This is a genomic window from Stenotrophomonas sp. S49 (assembly GCF_016624905.1).
Lineage (GTDB): Bacteria > Pseudomonadota > Gammaproteobacteria > Xanthomonadales > Xanthomonadaceae > Stenotrophomonas.
This window is the reverse complement of record NZ_JACVUD010000047.1, coordinates 14,530-31,168: the sequence shown is the minus strand read 5'-3', so window position 1 is coordinate 31,168 and position 16,639 is coordinate 14,530. Positions and strand designations below refer to the sequence as shown.

Here is a 16,639-nt window from a genome sequence, read left to right as displayed (position 1 = left end):
GGCATGGCCCGGCGCTACCGGTTTGTGCACCAACGGTGGTAGCGCCGGGCCATGCCCGGCGAGCGCAGCGGGGTGTCACCCCACCGGCAACCACAACGTTGCCCGCAGCCCCGGCTGTGCGTTCTGCAACGCCAATCGCCCGCCATAACTGGCGGCAATATCGCCCACGATCGCCAGCCCCAGGCCGCTGCTGCCGGCGCGCTCATCCAGGCGCACGCCGCGCTCGGTCACCCGCGCCAGCGCCTCGGCGGCCAGGCCGGGGCCATCGTCGCGTACGTCGATGCGCAGCTGCCCGTCTTCGGCCACCGCGGTAACGCGCACCTGCTGCGTGGCCCACTTGCCCGCGTTGTCCAGCAGGTTGCCCAGCATTTCTTCCAGGTCTTCGCCCGCGCCTGCGAAGCGCAGTGCCGGTGCCATCGCCTCGGCAACAAAGGTCACCCCACGTTCGCCGTGTACGCGCGCCATCAGGCCGCACAGCGCCTGTGCCACCGGTTCCACCTCGGTGCGTTGGCGGTGGTCGGCACTGATGCCCGCGGCCAGGTAGCGGTCCACGCTGGCCTGCATGCGTGTGCCCTGTTCGCGCAGGGTGCGGCGCCAGTCGTGGCCGTCGCCGTCCGCTTCGGCTGCCAGCACGCTCAGCGGCGTCTTCAGTGCGTGCGCCAGATCCTGCGCGCTGGTGCGTGCGCGCGCCACCATGCGCTGCTGGTGGTCCAGCAGCGTGTTCAGTTCCTCTCCCAGCGGCGCGATCTCTGCACCCAGCCCGGTGGTATCGATCTGCTGCGCTTCACCGCGGCGCACGCGCTCCAGTTGCGCGCCCAGCCGCTGCAGCGGGCGCAGGCCGAAGTGCACCTGGCTGGCCAGCACCGCCAGCCACGCCGCCACCAGGATGGCCAGTGCGATGGCCGTGCGCTGGCGGAAGGTCGCCACGTCAGCGTCCAACGCACTGCGATCGGTGGCCACCACGGCCAGGTACGGGCCACTGGCGCGCGGCAGGCGCACCCGCTGCACGCGTGCGCGCAGCGATTGCTGCAACGGCCCGTGCAGGTCGCGCGTTGCCGGGCCGTTGCCGGCAACCGGCAGCGTTTCGTCCCACAGCGAGCGCGACTGCAGCAGCACCGTGCCGGCTTCATCGGCCACCTGCCAGTAGGCGCCGGAAAACACCCGCTGGAAGCGCGCATCGTTGGGTTCCTGGCGCAGGTGCAGTTGGCCGTCGGCGCCGATTTCTGCCTGCGCCAGCAGGGTCAGCATGTCCTGCTGCAGTTCCTGGTCCAGGCGGTCGCGCGCGCTGCGCTGGTACAGCTCGCCCAGCAGCGCGCTGGCCAGCACCGACACCAGCAGCAGGCCCACGCCGCCGGCCAGCAGCAGGCGGCGGCGCAGCGAGGGCTGCCCGCTCACGGCGGGGCCAGCCGCCAGCCCTGGCCGCGCACGGTCTGGATCAGGTCTACCCCCAGCTTGCGCCGCACCCGGCCCAGCAGCACGTCCAGCGCGTTGGAATCGGGGTCCAGCCCGCCATCGAACACGTGTTCGCCCAGACGGTCGCGGCCGATCACCTGGCCGCTGTGGTGGATGAAGCAGCTCAGCAGGCGGAATTCCTGTGGGCTCAACGCCAGCGCCTCACCGTCCAGCTCGAAGCGCCCGGCATTGACGTCCAGCTGCAGCGGGCCGCATTGCAGGCGCGGGCTGGCGTGGCCGTGGCTGCGGCGGATCAGCGCCCGCAGGCGCAGGATCAGTTCGTCGGCCTGGAAGGGTTTGGTCAGGTAGTCGTCGGCACCGGCGTCGAAACCGGCCAGCTTGTCGTGCCAGCGCCCGCGCGCGGTCAGCACCAGCACCGGGAACGTGCGGCCGTTACTGCGCCAGCGCTCGATCACGCTCAGACCGTCCAGGCCGGGCAGGCCCAGATCGACGATGGCGGCCTGGATGTCGTCCACCTGTCCGATTTCTTCGGCCTGGCGGCCATCGGCCACCACCTGCACCACGTAGCCGGCCTGTTCCAGCAGTGGCTGCAGGCGCAGTGCCAGGGCCTCATCGTCCTCGGCCAGCAGGATGCGCATCAGTCGTCCAGCTCCGTCTTCAGCAGCTTGCCGGTGCGCGCATCATAGTCCAGCTCCACCACCACGCCGTCGGCGCGCAGGATCTCGACCTCGTACACGCCGTCGTCCAGCTCCACTTCCAGCAGTTGGCCGGCGTGGCGTTTCAGCGCATCGCGCACCACGCTCTCCAGCGGCACATAGCGGCCCTGCTGCACCGCGCGGCGCGCCACCTGCTGTTCCGGGTCCTGGCTGGGCCCGGCGGCCACGGGGGCGCTGGCCAGGGCCAGCAGTAGGGACAGGGCAGGGAAGACGTTCACGGCGTGATGCGATGGCTGCAGAGCGGGAGTTGGCGCGAGTGTGCCAGCGTTGGCTAACCATCGACTAACAGGCGCAGCTAAAGGCCTGTTAGGCAGCGTGGGCAAGCTGGTGTTGCCGGGCTGGTCCGGCCCCAACAGGAGAACCCCCATGCTGAAGTCCCTCGCCCTGGCCACCGTAGCCGCACTCGCCCTGGCCCCCGCCGCCCAGGCCGCCCCGCTGGGCATCGCCCAGGTGGAACAGACCCTGCGCAAGGCCGGCTACACCCAGATTCACGAGATCGAGCGCGATGATGGCCTGTGGGAGGCCGACGTCAGCCGCGCCGATGGCCGTTTCAGCGAGGTCTATGTGGACCCCAAGACCGGTGAAATCTTCGATGAGCACAACGGCCGTGCGCTGCTGGGCACCGAACAGGTGCTGGCCAAGGCGCAGGCGCAGGGTCTGCGCGAAATCCATTCGCTGGAACGTGATGGCGCGACCTGGTCGCTGGAAGCGCGCAATGCACGCAACCAGAAGGTGGAAGTGCGCCTGAGCGGTTACGACGGCCGCATCCTGCACAGCGAGCGCGACGGCTGGCTGGATTGACCGAGCGTAGGTAGCTGCCGACCCTGGTCGGCAGAGCGTGTCGACCAAGGTCGACACCTACCGAGTCATTTGCTTACCACCCGTACGGCGGCGGGTAATCCCAATACCCCGGGCCGCCACCGTAGTAACCGCCGCCATAGGGCCCGAAGTACCCGGGGCCCTTGCCTTCGCTCACATGGATGTTGACGTTGACCCCGCGGGTCTTGCCTTCATCGGTGGTGTAGTTCTTGCTCAGGTTCAGGGTGGCCGCGTTGTAGTGGCTGTTGCCGGTGTTTTTCGAATAGCCGATGCCGGTGGTGAAGCTGCCGGAGACCTTCAGCTTGTCGTCCTGCACGTCGGCGATCTTTGCATCGTCATGTACGCGCGGGCCGCTCTTGTCACCGTAGTAGGTGCCGGGCGGGTCCTGCGGCAGGGACGGGTCGTTCAGGTAGCGCATCGGCGCCTGCGGAACCGACAGGTCCAGGCCCGAGGCCTGCGGCGCGGTGGCACCGGCGGCGGACTGGGCAAACGCGGCGCCCGGTAGGGCGGCCAGGCACAGCAGCAGGGACAGGGGGCGGATCATCACGACGCTCCAACGCAAGGGGCCGCGCAACACGCGGCGGTACAGGCCGACGCTAGCAGGCGTTGCTTGAATGATGCCTGTAGCCGGCCCGTAGAGTCGAGCCACCACCGCTTTTGTAGAGTCGAGCTTGCTCGACTGCTGTTGGCAGAAACAGTCGAGCAAGCTCGACTCTACCGGGGTCTTGGGCGCAGTCGAGCAAGCTCGACTCTACGAACGGCGGGCGTCACGCCCGCCGTTCAAACCCGAACAGGCCCTGCAGCGGGTGCCGCCGCCGCTCCAGCCCGGCGCGCAGTAACCCGGCGCCGATCATCGAATACGTAATGCCGTTACCACCGTAGGCCATGGCGAAGTGCACCCGTGGCCCCCACTGCGCGTGCGGGCCGAAGAACGGCAGGCCGTCGGCCGTCTCGGCGAACGTGCCCGCCCACGAGAACGCCGGGGTCGGCTGCAACTGCGGGAACCAGTGCAGCAACTGCTTCATCAGCTGCCTGGCCTTGCCCTGCACGCGACGGTCGCGGCGCGCAGGCAGGTCGATGGCATCGTCCAGCCCGCCCACCAGCAGGCGCCCTTCGCCGGTGGCACGCAGGTACAGATAGGGCCGCGCGCTTTCCCACACCATGGTCTGCTGCAGGGAGCCCAGCACCTGCGCATCGATGGGGTCGGTGATGAAGGCGTAGCTGCTGCGGTTGCGGGCCACACGTGGCTTCAGCCAATGCTGGGTGCCGTAGCCCATGGCCAGCACCACATGACGCGCCTTGATGACCGCGCCGGCGGCGGTGCGTGCGGTCACGCCGCGTGGGCCGGGCTGCAGGGCCTCCAGCATGGTGCGGTCGTACACACCGCAGCCGCGCCGCTGCAGGCGTTGCAGCAGCCCATAGGTCAGCGCGTAGGGGTCCACGCGCGCGGCCTGCCGGGTCAGCAGGGCGCCGCCGGCATCCACGCCGAAGTGTTCGCGCAGGCGCTGTGGGGTCTGCCAGCGGGCATCCAGGCCGGCGCGGCGGCGTGCGTCGCCCTCGGCCATCAGGCGCGGCACGTCGCGGCTGCGGCTGGCCAGGTACAGGCTGTCCATGCGCTGGAAATCCACGCCACGCAGGCCGCGAGCGGCATCGCGCAGCGCCGGCAGGGCCTCGGCGCAGGCCCGGTAGGCCAGGGTGGCCGCGTCCGCACCGTACTGCTCGGCCAGTTCCAGCAGATGGGTATCGATCTCGTACTGCAGCAGCGCGGTGCTGGCCGAGGTGCTGCCCCAGCCGATGTCGCGCTGCTCGATCACGGCCACATCGTGGCCATGGCCGCACAGTTCATCGGCGATCAGCGCGCCGGTCACGCCGCCGCCCACCACCAGCACATCGCACTGCAGGTCCTGTTGCAGCGGCGGGAACGCATGCAGCAGTCCGTTGCGCACCGCCCACCACGGGTAGCCACTTTTCAGGTCCATGGGGGCAGGGGCTCAGGCAGTGGGGTGGCCGGTGTGTGGCGTATGGATCAGTTCGGACAGATCGAAGCCCTGCTGCTGTGCGGTGGCCAGATAATGGTCGCGCACGGTGGCATCGAGCTGCGGCTGGCGGGACAGCAGCCACAGGTAGCTGCGGTCGGGGCTGCCGACCAGGGCCACGCTGTAGTCCGGGGCGACCTGGATGACCCAGTAGTCGCCCTTGGCGAACGGCAGCCAGCGCAGGCCCTTGGGCAGGAAGCTGACTTCCAGGCGCGCGCTGTCGTTGTCCACGGCGCTGGCTTCACCGGTGGCTTCCTCCACTTCGCCGTCCATGCGGCAGCGGTTGGTCACTCCCACGTTGCCGTTGTCCAGCAGCCGGTAGTGCGCTGACACGTCGGTGCAGCCGTCCGGCTCGTGGCGCATGGGCAGGCGGGCGATCTCGTACCAGGTGCCCAGGTAGCGGGGCAGCTTGAGGTCGGTGACGGTCTTCAGCGGCGGCAGGTCGGTCATGGTCATGCGGGGTTGCGGGCGGTTCCCCACCTTGCCCACGCCGCTGCCATGGCCGGGTGAAGCCGGGGCGAGGGGGGTGTCCAGAACATTGCGTCGCCGTGGCGGTGCAGGTGCGGTACCGGTCGCGGCGGTATGCTGCGGCCAGCGCCGGGTTTTTCCGATTCCAAGGCAGTGGAGGTGCCGATGTACCAGGTGATTCTGTTGAAGAGTGAAACCGCGTTCGCGCGCGAGCAGTGGCCGCAGGTCGATGACCTGGTGGACTACCAGGGCGTGAGCTACAGCCTGCGCGCGGGCCCGCGGCAGCCGCTGCCCACCGACCACCCCTGGCACCCGATCGCGGTGTACGCGCCGGATGAGATTACCGAGGAAGAATTCCAGGACTGGTACGCCGCGCAGCAGCCGCAGGTGGAAGAGTTGCGGTTGAAGTACTGAACGCGCGGGCGGCCGGCGTGGGACGATGATTGCGCCAGTCGAGCAAGCTCCACTCTACGACAGAGGGGGGCGGCAGGCTACGGTAGAGTCGAGCTTGCTCGACTGCTTTCCGCGCGGTGCCGAACATCCCGCCAGTCGAGCAAGCTCGACTCTACGACAGAGCGGCCTGCGGGTTGCGGTAGAGTCGAGCTTGCTCGACTGCTTTTCTCGACTCTACGCGGGCGTTACCCCCTGTGCCGTATAGTCCCGCGAAGGCGCGGTGGTCCGTGCGAACCGGTGTGGCTGGCTTGCTTTCCTTCTTCCGAACGATCCTGAAACGTGGCCCGTCGCTGGCGCTGCTGTTGTGTGGTGCGCTGTTGCTGGCTGCGCCGGTGCTGGCCCAGGATGACGATCCCACGCCGAAGCAGCAGCTGGCAAGCATCGAGGCCAGTCTGAAGGATGTGGAGCGCAAGCGCGACGCCGCCGATGCCATCGAAACGCTGGCGATGCTGTCCGAAACCGCTTCGCAGGCGCGTCGCGATGCCGAGGCGCTGGACAAAAGCCTGCAGCCGCAATTGGATCAGTTGAACGAGCAGCTGACCCAGCTTGGCCCGGCGCCCGACGGCACCACCGAACTGCCCGAACTGGCGGCACAGCGCCGCAACCTGACCCGCCAGCGCGATGCGCTTGCCGCGTCCATCGCCCAGGCCAAGGCCAGCGCCGTGCGCGCCGGCCAGTTGGCCAGCGATATCGACAAGCAGCGCACCGCCCAGCGCACCGAAGAGCTGGGCCAGAAGGTGGATTCGCCGTTGTCGCCCTCGCTGTGGCGCAAGGTGGCCGACCAGCTGCCGGTGGATGTGTCCAGGGTGACCCCGTTGGCCGCCCAGGGCCGTGATGCCCTGTCCGCTGCCCTGCGCAAGGAAGGCTGGAGCACTCCGCTGCTGGGCCTGCTGGCCGCGCTGGTGATGATGTTCCCGCTGCGCCTGTGGCTGCGCTCGCTGGGCCGGCGTTTCGCGGCGTCCGAACGCGCCCCGGACGGGCGCCTGCGCCGTTCCGGCCTGGCCATGTGGTTGCTGCTGGTGGGCACCTTGCTGCCGGGCTACGCGGTGGTGGTGTTCATCGCTTCGTTGAATGCCATCGGCGCCATCGCCCCGCGCCTGCAGACCGTGGCCGAAGGCGTGCAGCAGGCCACCTTCGCCGCCGCCTTCATTGCCGCGCTCAGTGCCTGCCTGCTGGTGCCCACGCGCCCCTCGTGGCGCCTGTTGAACCTGGATGACACCGCGGCGCTGAAGCTGCGCAAGTACGCCTGGGGCGCTGCAGCGCTGGCCTGGCTGAGCACGGTGCTGGTGGCCATCGACCGCGCCACGCGCACCAGCGATGTCACCACGGTGGCGCTGGACGGTGTGATCGCGCTGACTTACCTGGGCCTGATCATGGCCATGCTGGTGACCCTGGCGCGCCTGCACCGCCGGCAGACCGCCGAGGCCGAAGCCAAGCTGGAAGCTCAGGCCGATGGCCAGGCCGTGGCGACGCCGGTGCGGCGCGGCAGCTGGCTGGTGCTGGCCCGCGTGGCCGGCAACGCGGCGGTGGTGGCGGCGATCATCGCCACCCTGCTGGGCTACGTGAACTTCGCCAAGTTCGTGAACCAGCAACTGATCGGCGGCACCATCGTGGTGATGGCCGCCATGCTGCTGTTCAAGTTCGTCGACGACTTCTGCACCTGGCTGCTGAACGCCGACAGCAAGGTGGGCCAGACCATCCTGCTCAGCACCGGCTTGAGCGTGTCGCGGCTGGAGCAGGCCGGTGTGCTGCTGTCGGCGATGCTGCGCACCCTGGTGGTGCTGATCGCGCTGCTGGCGCTGGCGGCGCCGTTCGGCAATATCGGCACGATCGTCGAGCGCATCGGCTCGCTGGCCAACGGCATCGTGATCAACAAGGACCTGACGCTGCAGCCCGGCCGCATCGTCACCGGTGTGTTGGTGCTGCTGGTGGGCATCGGCCTGACCCAGCTGATGCAGCGCTGGCTGACCGACACCTACCTGCCCAAGACCGAGCTGGACCTGGGCGCGCGCAATTCGATCAGCACGATTGCCGGCTACGTGGGCATCATCCTGGTGGGCCTGTGGGCACTGACCGCGATGGGCCTGAACCTGAAGAACCTGGCGCTGCTGGTCAGCGCACTTTCTGTGGGTATTGGTTTCGGCCTGCAGGCGATCATCCAGAACTTCGTGTCCGGTCTGATCCTGCTGGCCGAGCGGCCGGTGAAGATTGGCGACTGGGTGAAGCTGGGTGACCAGGAAGGCGATATCCGCCGCATCAACGTGCGTTCGACCGAGATCCAGGTGGGCGACAAGTCCACGCTGATCGTGCCGAATTCGGAGCTGATCACCAAGACGATCCGCAACATGACGATGGGCAACAACCAGGGTCGGATCCAGATCCAGTTCGCGGTGCCCACCAGCACCGATGTGGCGGGCCTGCGGCAGGCGCTGCTGGATGCCTATGGTGCGCACACGTCGGTGCTGCAGCAGCCGGCACCGTCGGTGTACATCGACAGCATTGCCGGTGGCCAGATCACGTTCAACAGCTTCGCTTACGTGGCCAGCCCGCGGCAGGTGTACGGCACGCGCAGCGATCTGTATTTCAGCCTGCTGCAGATCCTGGCCGAACGGGATATTCCGCTGTCCACCCCGACCGACATCCACCTGGTACGCGACACCCCAGCGGAGTAAGGGCGTTCTTGTTTGCAGGGCTTGCAGCCCTGCACCCCGTAGAGTCGAGCTTGCTCGACTGAAGCAACAGCAACGGCCCGCATTCCGTGGGCCTTCGACAGTTGGCCGCGATCTGTGGGGAATGCGCTTGGGGTCAGATCCGTTTTCCGTAGGAAAACGGATCTGACCCCAGAAACAATTCGATATCTGACAGATGTGTCGACCAAGGTCGACACCTACCCACAGCCGCGGGGAACCGACACCGCCCCGCCACCCCACGGAATGCCCGCTTTTGACGTTGCCGTTGCCGTTGCATTGAGCAGGTGCAGGGCGCCGCCCCGCCGAACACCCCTTTACCCCCGCGGTCTGCCGCGCGAGGGCACCAGGGCGAAGGTATCTACGGCCAGCTTCTCGGCATGGTTCAACCACGCGCGGATCTCCAGATCGTCCACTTCGTGGTCCAGACCGAACGAGACGTTGATCTTGCCGTCGGCATCGGGCTGCACCCACTGCTGCGCCAGCACCACCTTGCGCTGCGACGACACCGCTTCGATCCAGAAGCCACGGTCCGGGCGCGTGCTGGCCACCAGCTGCAGCATGTACTGGCCGGCGCGGGTGCGGCGGCCCTTCTGGGTGATCATGTGCGCCTGGCGCACGCTGGGGCGCGGCCCTTGGAAGGCTTCCAGCGGCGCGTCGACGGCAATGCCACCGCGCAGATCGTCGTCGCGGTACAGCTTGATGCCGTTGTCGCGGTTCACCAGCAGCGCGCACCAGTCGCCGTCGGCCGAACCGTCTTCGAATGCCGTGCAGCGGTCCACGTAGGCTAGGGTGTTGTCCGGGTCGGCATCGTCGAACTGGCGCGAAGTGTTTTCCAGATACACCGCCTTCAGCGCCCAGTCCTTGTCGTACTCCAGCAGCACCGGCGGCTGCACCTGCTGCAGACCCACCACCACCTGGTCATCGCCATCGATCTTCAGTTCGCGGGTTGGCTCGCCCAGCCACAGCGAACGGGCGAAGGCCAGGTACTGCGGGTAGTCGCGGCCGCCATCGCGGCGGGTGGCCACGCTGGCGCTGGGCGCGCGCTCGGTGTCGATCAGCGAACGGCCAAAGCCCATGGTCTTCAGGTTCGGGTCAAGCAGGCCGAGCAGGGTGGCGCCCGAATCCAGCGTGGTGCCGGTATCGGTGGCCAGCTGGCGCGGGGCAATGCCATCGCCCAGGAACAGCAGCAGGTTCTCGCGCTTCTGCCGGGTCAGGATGTGGCTCAGGTCGTTGGGCATGGCCAGGTGATCGGAGGCGATCACGATCAGCGTGTCCTTGCCGTATGGGCTGGCCTGGATGCGCTGCACCAGCTGCGAGATCAACCGGTCGCTGCACTTCAGCGCATTGAGCATGTTGATGTTGCCGTACCGGCTCTGGTAGCGCTGGCCCTTGCAGGCCACGGGCAGGTGGCCGGCGGGGTGGTGGGTGTCCATGGTCAGGGTGGTCAGCATGAACGGCTCGCCGCTGCGCGAGAGCTGCTCGAACCGCTGGTAGGCGGTGTCCAGCAGCACGTCGTCATGCACGCCCCACGGCGAGTAATGCGCACGGCCGATCTTCTTCTGCTGCTTGAACCAGGCCAGATCCTGCACTTCATCGAAGCCGTGGCTGGCCAGGAACTGGCCCTTGCCGGCGAAGCGTCCGTCGGCACCGCCCAGGTAGTGGTTGGTGTAGCCCTGCTGCTTCAGGTAATCGCCCAGGCACACGGCCTTGGGCAGGAAGCTGCCCATGCGGTCCATGCTGTTTTCATCACCGGGCGAGGTGGTCAGCGGCACGCCGCACATCGACGACACCAGGCCGGCAATGGTCCAGCCGCTGCCTTCGGCCGAGGCCAGGCCGCGCACATCCAGCGCTTGGCTGGCAAGGCGATTGATGTTGGGCATCAGCCCCGGGAACACGTTCTCGTCCAGATAGGTGCGTTCCAGGCTCTCGCCGTAGATCCACACCACGTTGCGCGGGCGCTGCAGCGGCTGCGTGGGCACCTGGTATTCGGGGGCGATGCGCGCGAAATCGACCGGGCGCAACTGCTGGTACAGACGCTGGCCATCGCGTGCCAGCGGACTGATGAAAATCGTTGCCATCCACACCACGGCAAAGCCTGCGAACCAGGCTGCGCCACGGCCAGGGCGGCGCCAGCGCTTCACCCGGGTGGCGAACAGCGGCAGCAGCGACACCAGTGCCAGCACCACGAAGCCAGCGATATAGCCCTTGAAGTCGGCTACGCCGGCGCCTTCCATGTCGGCACCCAGGTGGTACAGGGTGGCCGCATTCAGGCCATCGCCGGAGAGCTTGTCGATCAGCCACCAGGCACTGAGCGACAGCAGCAGCAGCGAGAACAAGGCAGCCTTCCACCACACCCACTTATCGGACGCGAGGAACAACCAGGCCAGCAGCAACAGCGACAGCAGCAGAATCCAGAGCATAGGCAGCTTCGGCAGTGACGGGGTGGTGGTGATGGACGTCGTACCGACGCGTGTCCATCCAACCGACGCTGCCGCAAGCACACACACATGACAGGTCGATGACCCGATCATGCCTGCGCGAACCTGACTGAAATGTTTGTTCGTTACATGATGTGAAATCGCGCCGCATTGGTAAAACCAGCGTGAAAACAGCTACGCGATTTCATTAAGGCGGCGCACGCACTGCCCGCTTCAGCGATGCCCGCGTTCTTCGCGTGCGCGTGCACGGCGATCAAACAGCAGTGCGCTGGTAACGATTCCCAAGCCCAATACCACACCGATCAGCATCAACAGCAGGGCGATGGCGGGGTAGCCGAAGACGTGCCAGCCGGTCTCCAGCTTCATCATCAGTGACGCGGCCATGATCAGTGCCGCACTGATGATGCCCGCCGCCACGCGGTTGGCGATCTTCTGCAGGTTTTCCATCAGCCGCGATTCTTCCAGCCCGGTCACCTTCATCTGCAGGCGGTTCTCGGCCAGAAGCGCCATGATGTCCGACAGCTTGCGCGGCCCGTCGCGCAGCAGCTGCTGCAGCTCCATCGCTTCGCTGGCCAGATTGGCAGCCGAAAGCGACTTCTTCAGGCGCGCACGCATCACGTGCTGAAGCTGGCGTTCGACGATGCGCCGGGTATCCAGGTCCGGTGCCAGCAGGCGGCACACCGTTTCCAGGTTCAGCAGTGCCTTGCCCAGCAGGCTCAGTTCCGGCGGTGTTCGCAGGCCGCATGAGGTGGCGATGCGCACCATGTCCAGCACCACGCGGCCTTCGGAAAAATTGCCGTTCGCTGCGTAGCGTGCGATCAACTGGCCGGTCTCGCGTAGGTAGCGCTCCTCGTCGAAGGCTTCCAGCCGCGTGCTGATGCTGATCAGATCGTCGGCCACTTCTTCGCCGCGGCCATCGACGGCGGCGAACAGGATCTTCAGCAGGCGCTCGCGCAGCCGCGGTGGCATGTGCGCCACCATGCCCAAGTCGAAGATGGCCAGGCGCCCGTCCGGGGTGACGCGCAGGTTGCCCGGGTGCGGATCGGCGTGGATTTCGCCATGCACGAAGATCTGGTCCAGATAGCCGCGGATCAGCGCGGCGGCCAGCGGGTCCATCGCCTGTTCGGTGCGGCGCACACCGGGAATCGCGTCCACGCGCACGCCAGTGGCCAGTTCCATGGTCAGCACGCGCTGGCTGCTGAAATCCCATAGCGGCTGCGGGACCCACAGGCGCCGGAACGGCTTCAGGTGTCGGCCGAAGCGCGCCAGGTTCTCGGCCTCGGCGTGGTAGTCCAGTTCCTGCATCAGGGTCTTGGCGAATTCGTTCAGCCAGTCGCGCAGGCGCACGCGGCGGCCCACCTGGGTCAGGTGATCGGCGGCCAGGGCGAAGCTGCGCAGCGCTTCCAGGTCCGAGCGCAGTTGCGCGGCCACTTCCGGCTTCTGCACCTTCACCGCCACCTGGCGCCCGTCGCGCAGCACGGCGCGATGCACCTGGGCAATGGAAGCGCAGCCCAGCGGTTCCGGGTCGAACGAGGCGAACAGCTTGTTCACCGGCGCGCCCAGTTCCTGTTCCACGATGGCGTGGATGCGCTGCACCGGAATGGCGGCCACCTTTTCCTGCATGCGCTCCAGCGCAGTGGCGAATTCCACCGGCACCATGTCCGGGCGGGTGGACAGCATCTGCCCCAGCTTCACGAACGTGGGCCCCAGCGCTTCCAGGTCGCTGACGAACTGTTCGGGATTGCCGTCGGGCGGCACGTCGGTATGGCTGCCCGCCGCGTCCAGGTTCATGCCGGAAAACACGCCGGAATGGCGATAGCGCATCAGCAGGCGCAGGATCTGGCTGCGCCGGTTCATGCCCCTGACCAGCGGTGGATTGCCCGGGGCGGTGGACGGCTTGCTCAAACGACACTCCTCGAAAGCGGCGGCACCCTGTTGGTAGCGCCGGGCCATGCCCGGCGGAAGGGCAACGCCCCCAGTGTCCCCGCAGTGCGGTAGGCGCGCGGTGAACCCGCTACCGCCGTTGCCCCTGATCGGTCAGAATCCGTCCATTCCCTCTCTGGAAGTGCCATGGCCGGTGCCAGTCTGTTTGCCCTGCTCGACGATATCGCCACCCTGCTGGACGACGTCTCGATCCTCACCAAGGTTGCCGCGAAGAAGACCGCCGGCGTGCTGGGCGACGATCTGGCGCTGAACGCGCAGCAGGTCACCGGCGTGAACGCCAACCGTGAGCTGCCGGTGGTGTGGGCCGTGGCCAAAGGCTCGCTGGTGAACAAGGTGATCCTGGTGCCGGCGGCGCTGGCGATCAGCGCGCTGGAAGCCTGGCTGCACAGCCGTGGCTGGAACGTGCCGCTGATCGTGCCGCTGATGATGATCGGCGGTGCCTTCCTGTGCTTTGAAGGCGTGGAAAAGCTGGCGCACCGCTTCCTGCATTCCGCCGACGAGGACGCCGAGCACCAGGCCGAACGTCGCAAGGCGCTGGCTGATGAACAGGTGGACATGGTGGCGTGGGAAAAGGACAAGGTGAAGGGCGCGGTCCGGACCGACTTCATCCTGTCGGCCGAGATCATCGTGCTGACCCTGGGCGTGGTGGCGGTGGCCTCGTTCACCCAGCAGGTGCTGACCCTGACCGTGGTGGCGCTGGCGATGACGGTGTTCGTGTATGGCCTGGTGGCTGGCATCGTGAAGCTGGACGACGTGGGCCTGTACCTGTCGCGCAAGGGCGGGGCGGTAGCCGCGTTCGGGCGGGGCCTGGTGCGCTCGGCGCCGTGGCTGATGAAGTTCCTGTCGGTGGCCGGCACCATCGCCATGTTCCTGGTGGGCGGCGGCATCCTGGTGCACAACATCCCGGCGCTGCACCATGCGGTGCAGGCGATGGGCGGGGAAGGGCAGTGGGGCTGGCTGATCAGTGCGGCGGCGAACATGGTGGTGGGTATCGTGGCCGGCGCCATCGTGCTGGCCGCGGTAACCGGCTTGCAGAAGCTGCGCGGGCGCTGACCATGGCCGCCGGGCATGGCCCCTCGCTACCACCACCCGCACGGTAGCGCCGGGTCAGGCCCTGCGGATCGCATCACGACCACCCGCACGGTAGCGCCGGGCCATGCCCGGCGGATCGCATCAACCCGCCTGCACGCGGTTCTTGCCGTGGCGCTTGGCCTCGTACAGCGCATCATCGGCACGCCGCAGCAGGCTCTGCGCATCGTCGCCGGGCTGCCACTGGGCCAAGCCAGCGCTGAAATGCACCGGCACGCGCTGGTCGCGCACGGTCAGCACACGGTGCGCCAGTGAACGCTGCAGACGCTGGACCGTGGCCATGCTGTCCGCGCCCTGCGCATCGGGCAGCACCAGCACGAATTCATCACCGCCCAGGCGGGCCACGCCATCGGTGGCCCGCAGCAGCAGTCGGCACACCGACACCAGGTGCTGCAGCAGCGCGTCGCCACCGGCATGCCCGTGGGCCTCGTTGGTCTGGTGGAAATCGTCCAGATCGATCACCGCCAGCCCCAGCGGCGTGTTGTTGCGCGCGGCACGGGCCAGCTCGCGCTGCAGCAGTTCGTCCAGCCCGCGGCGGTTCAGGGCCTGGGTCAGCGGGTCGATGCGGGCCAGGTCTCCGGCCTCGCGCAGTTCCTGTTCCAGTTCGGTGATGCGCTGTTCGGCGCGTTCCACCTCGGCGCGCGCGCTGGCCAGATGGTCACGTGCCTGCGCGGCCTGCTGCTGCACCTTGCCGGTGTCATGCATCACCTCCTGCAGCAGCTGGTTCAGATCGGCGATGCTGCGTGCTTCGCGCAGCTGCAGGGCATAGCTGCCGATACGGTCGTGGTATTCGCCGGTGCTGGTGGCCATGCCATCCATGCGTTCGATGAACTCGCCCATCAGCCCGCGCATGGCGGCCTTGGATTCATCGATGCCCTGGCGCAGCAGCCCCTGCTTGTAGATCACTTCGCGCAGTTCGGCGCGGGTGCGTTCCACTGCTTCGGTGTCCAACGGGCCGGTCAGCAGCTGCTGCACGGCGGTGATCTGCCCCTGCAACCAGCTGCGGTCGTCCAGCAGTTCGCTCACGTTCTCCAGCAGCAGGGCGAACAGTTCCAGCAGCAGGGCCTGCTGTTCCTGCCAGCTTTCCGCGCGCACGCCCACCTGGTGGCCGAGTTCGCGCACGCCCTGTTCAATGGGTTCCAGCGCCACGCCGGGCTGCCACTGGCGCAGGCGCGTTGCCAGGGCCTGGGCCTGCTCGCGCAGGTCGGGGTCGTGCTGCAGCAGGGCCACCACCGCGCCGCCCAGCAGCAGCCGCAGCTGTTCGGACAGGCGCAGGCTTTCGGGCTGGCCATCGGGGGAGTGCTGTTCGATGGTGCGGATGTACTTGTCGATCAGCTGGCGCATGGCCCGGCCATAGCGCGGCCAATCGGCGCTGGCCTGGGCCGACTGCAGGCGGTCGCCCATGTCGCCCAGCTCGCCGGGCAGGGTGGCCATGCCGTTGGCGAAGGCGGCCAGCAGCGGCTCGGGCGCATCGGCGCCGGCGAACAGCTGCTGCAGGGCCACGCCGCCGCCGCCCTGCAGCACCACCCGGTCGGCCCGGCCATCGTCCACCACCGCGCGGACGCGCGCCGGCGGCCCAAGGGCGGTGCCGGGGGCAGGGCGGTGGTCTGGCTGGTCCGTCATGGAGCGAATCCCGGGGATGGCAGGGGCTGGTTCCAGCATATCGGCGCGGCCGCGCACGGCTTGAACGGATAGCATGGGGCCACAGAATGCAGCAGTGGGGGTGGGTATGCGTGTGATGTTGCTGGGGGCGACCGGGCTGGTCGGTGGGTTGGCGCTGCCGATGCTGCTGGACGACCCGCGCTGCCGCGCCGTGGTGGCACCCACGCGGCGGCCGCTGGAGCTGCGCGATGCAAAGCTGCACGCGCCGGTGCTGTCCTTCGACGCTGTGCCCGAGGCGCCGGACTGGGCGCAGGTGGACGCGGTGATCTGCGCCCTGGGCAGCACCATGGCCCAGGCCGGCAGCCGCGAGGCGTTCTACCGGATCGACCACGACTACCCGCTGGCTTTCGCCAATGCGGCCCGCACCCAGGGCGCCCGCGCCTTCGTGCTGAATTCCGCGGCCGGGGCCAACCCGCGTTCGGCGGTGTTTTACAGCCGGGTGAAAGGCGAGCTGGAGCGTGACCTGCGGGCGCTGGAGTTCGCCTCGCTCACCCTGGTGCGGCCCGGCTTGATTGGCGGGCACCGCCAGCAGGTGCGCCGTGGCGAAGCGTTCGCACTGAAGGTGCTGGGCGGGTTGGATCCGGTGCTGCCCCGGGCCTGGCGGATCAACCCGGCCGAGCGTATTGCCAAAGCACTGGTGGATGCCGCGCTGGCCCCGGCACCGGGCGAGCATGTCGTGCCGTCGCAGGATCTGGTGGGCTGAGAGGTAGCGTCGAGCTTGCTCGACTGCCTTTGCCTTTCGCGAAGAGCAGTCGAGCAAGCTCGACTCTACCAAGGCAAATGCCAAGGCCAAGGCAAATGCCAAGGCAAATGCCAAGGCCAAGGCAAATGCCAAGGCAAACGCCAAGGCAAACGCCAAGGCAAACGCCAAGGCAAATGCCAAGGCAAATGCCAAGGCAGTGGATCGCCGC

At 67.9% G+C, this 16,639-nt stretch carries 14 protein-coding genes; 5 read left to right on the top strand and 9 right to left on the bottom strand.

Annotated elements, in window-relative coordinates; translation table 11 throughout:
• Window positions 1–75: 75 nt before the first annotated feature.
• Genes IAE58_RS11680 through IAE58_RS11670 form a run of 3 tightly spaced genes read right to left on the bottom strand, consistent with a single transcriptional unit; the run spans window position 76 to window position 2,347 of the window.
• Window positions 76–1,395, bottom strand: coding sequence for a sensor histidine kinase (locus IAE58_RS11680; RefSeq protein ID WP_199933019.1), 1,320 nt, complete (start codon window positions 1,393–1,395; stop codon window positions 76–78).
• On the bottom strand, window positions 1,392–2,051 hold the full coding sequence (locus IAE58_RS11675; protein ID WP_108763110.1) for a response regulator transcription factor: 660 nt from the start codon (window positions 2,049–2,051) through the stop codon (window positions 1,392–1,394). The genes IAE58_RS11680 and IAE58_RS11675 overlap by 4 nt, the downstream gene beginning before the upstream one ends.
• On the bottom strand, window positions 2,051–2,347 hold the full coding sequence (locus IAE58_RS11670; protein ID WP_234412201.1) for a PepSY domain-containing protein: 297 nt from the start codon (window positions 2,345–2,347) through the stop codon (window positions 2,051–2,053). Before IAE58_RS11670 ends, IAE58_RS11675 begins: the two co-directional genes overlap by 1 nt.
• Window positions 2,348–2,495: 148 nt before the next feature.
• Here IAE58_RS11670 and IAE58_RS11665 point away from each other — a divergent pair, with 148 nt between their 5' ends.
• Window positions 2,496–2,930, top strand: a complete 435-nt coding sequence (locus IAE58_RS11665) for a PepSY domain-containing protein (protein WP_108763108.1) — start codon at window positions 2,496–2,498, stop codon at window positions 2,928–2,930.
• Between the two features lie 73 nt (window positions 2,931–3,003).
• Here the strand turns inward: IAE58_RS11665 and IAE58_RS11660 are convergent, their stop codons facing one another.
• The 3 genes from IAE58_RS11660 to IAE58_RS11650 form a co-directional block, all read right to left on the bottom strand.
• A complete protein-coding gene (locus IAE58_RS11660; RefSeq protein ID WP_199933018.1) occupies window positions 3,004–3,492 on the bottom strand; it encodes a hypothetical protein in 489 nt (162 codons plus the stop codon).
• A gap of 223 nt (window positions 3,493–3,715) precedes the next feature.
• On the bottom strand, window positions 3,716–4,927 hold the full coding sequence (locus IAE58_RS11655) for an FAD-dependent oxidoreductase (protein WP_199933017.1): 1,212 nt from the start codon (window positions 4,925–4,927) through the stop codon (window positions 3,716–3,718).
• Window positions 4,928–4,939: 12 nt separating this feature from the next.
• A complete protein-coding gene (locus IAE58_RS11650; RefSeq protein WP_199933023.1) occupies window positions 4,940–5,434 on the bottom strand; it encodes a lipocalin family protein in 495 nt (164 codons plus the stop codon).
• Window positions 5,435–5,617: 183 nt separating this feature from the next.
• Here IAE58_RS11650 and IAE58_RS11645 point away from each other — a divergent pair, with 183 nt between their 5' ends.
• Together IAE58_RS11645 and IAE58_RS11640 are read left to right on the top strand one after the other, a co-directional pair.
• Complete coding sequence (locus tag IAE58_RS11645) at window positions 5,618–5,866, top strand: hypothetical protein (RefSeq protein ID WP_108751125.1); 249 nt, start codon at window positions 5,618–5,620, stop codon at window positions 5,864–5,866.
• 278 nt (window positions 5,867–6,144) lie between these two features.
• Entirely contained in the window at window positions 6,145–8,577 is a 2,433-nt protein-coding gene (locus IAE58_RS11640; RefSeq protein WP_199933016.1) for a DUF3772 domain-containing protein, read from the top strand.
• Between the two features lie 332 nt (window positions 8,578–8,909).
• Here IAE58_RS11640 and IAE58_RS11635 read toward each other — a convergent pair whose 3' ends face one another.
• Window positions 8,910–11,015 carry a phosphoglycerol transferase I gene (locus IAE58_RS11635; protein WP_199933015.1) on the bottom strand — a complete coding sequence of 702 codons (2,106 nt, stop codon included), beginning with the start codon at window positions 11,013–11,015 and terminating at the stop codon, window positions 8,910–8,912.
• 231 nt (window positions 11,016–11,246) lie between these two features.
• Window positions 11,247–12,986, bottom strand: a complete 1,740-nt coding sequence (locus IAE58_RS11630; RefSeq protein ID WP_199933014.1) for an AarF/UbiB family protein — start codon at window positions 12,984–12,986, stop codon at window positions 11,247–11,249.
• Window positions 12,987–13,103: 117 nt separating this feature from the next.
• Here IAE58_RS11630 and IAE58_RS11625 point away from each other — a divergent pair, with 117 nt between their 5' ends.
• The gene (locus IAE58_RS11625) at window positions 13,104–14,030 is read left to right on the top strand and encodes a DUF808 domain-containing protein (protein WP_108763103.1); all 927 of its coding nucleotides are present in this window, start codon (window positions 13,104–13,106) and stop codon (window positions 14,028–14,030) included.
• A 120-nt stretch (window positions 14,031–14,150) separates the two neighbouring features.
• Here IAE58_RS11625 and IAE58_RS11620 read toward each other — a convergent pair whose 3' ends face one another.
• The gene (locus IAE58_RS11620) at window positions 14,151–15,689 is read right to left on the bottom strand and encodes a GGDEF domain-containing protein (RefSeq protein WP_108751120.1); all 1,539 of its coding nucleotides are present in this window, start codon (window positions 15,687–15,689) and stop codon (window positions 14,151–14,153) included.
• Window positions 15,690–15,795: 106 nt separating this feature from the next.
• On the opposite strand from IAE58_RS11620, the gene IAE58_RS11615 reads away from it, so the two are divergent.
• A complete protein-coding gene (locus IAE58_RS11615; protein ID WP_199933013.1) occupies window positions 15,796–16,431 on the top strand; it encodes an NAD(P)H-binding protein in 636 nt (211 codons plus the stop codon).
• Window positions 16,432–16,639 lie beyond the last annotated feature (208 nt).

Coding starts and splice junctions, on each gene's coding strand:
- IAE58_RS11675 (WP_108763110.1), bottom strand. CDS start 2,051: ATGCGCATCCTGCTGGCCGAGGACGATGAGGCCCTGGCACTGCGCCTG.
- IAE58_RS11665 (WP_108763108.1), top strand. CDS start 2,496: ATGCTGAAGTCCCTCGCCCTGGCCACCGTAGCCGCACTCGCCCTGGCC.
- IAE58_RS11660 (WP_199933018.1), bottom strand. CDS start 3,492: ATGATCCGCCCCCTGTCCCTGCTGCTGTGCCTGGCCGCCCTACCGGGC.
- IAE58_RS11655 (WP_199933017.1), bottom strand. CDS start 4,927: ATGGACCTGAAAAGTGGCTACCCGTGGTGGGCGGTGCGCAACGGACTG.
- IAE58_RS11650 (WP_199933023.1), bottom strand. CDS start 5,434: ATGACCGACCTGCCGCCGCTGAAGACCGTCACCGACCTCAAGCTGCCC.
- IAE58_RS11645 (WP_108751125.1), top strand. CDS start 5,618: ATGTACCAGGTGATTCTGTTGAAGAGTGAAACCGCGTTCGCGCGCGAG.
- IAE58_RS11635 (WP_199933015.1), bottom strand. CDS start 11,015: ATGCTCTGGATTCTGCTGCTGTCGCTGTTGCTGCTGGCCTGGTTGTTC.
- IAE58_RS11630 (WP_199933014.1), bottom strand. CDS start 12,986: ATGGCCCGGCGCTACCAACAGGGTGCCGCCGCTTTCGAGGAGTGTCGT.
- IAE58_RS11625 (WP_108763103.1), top strand. CDS start 13,104: ATGGCCGGTGCCAGTCTGTTTGCCCTGCTCGACGATATCGCCACCCTG.
- IAE58_RS11620 (WP_108751120.1), bottom strand. CDS start 15,689: ATGACGGACCAGCCAGACCACCGCCCTGCCCCCGGCACCGCCCTTGGG.
- IAE58_RS11615 (WP_199933013.1), top strand. CDS start 15,796: ATGCGTGTGATGTTGCTGGGGGCGACCGGGCTGGTCGGTGGGTTGGCG.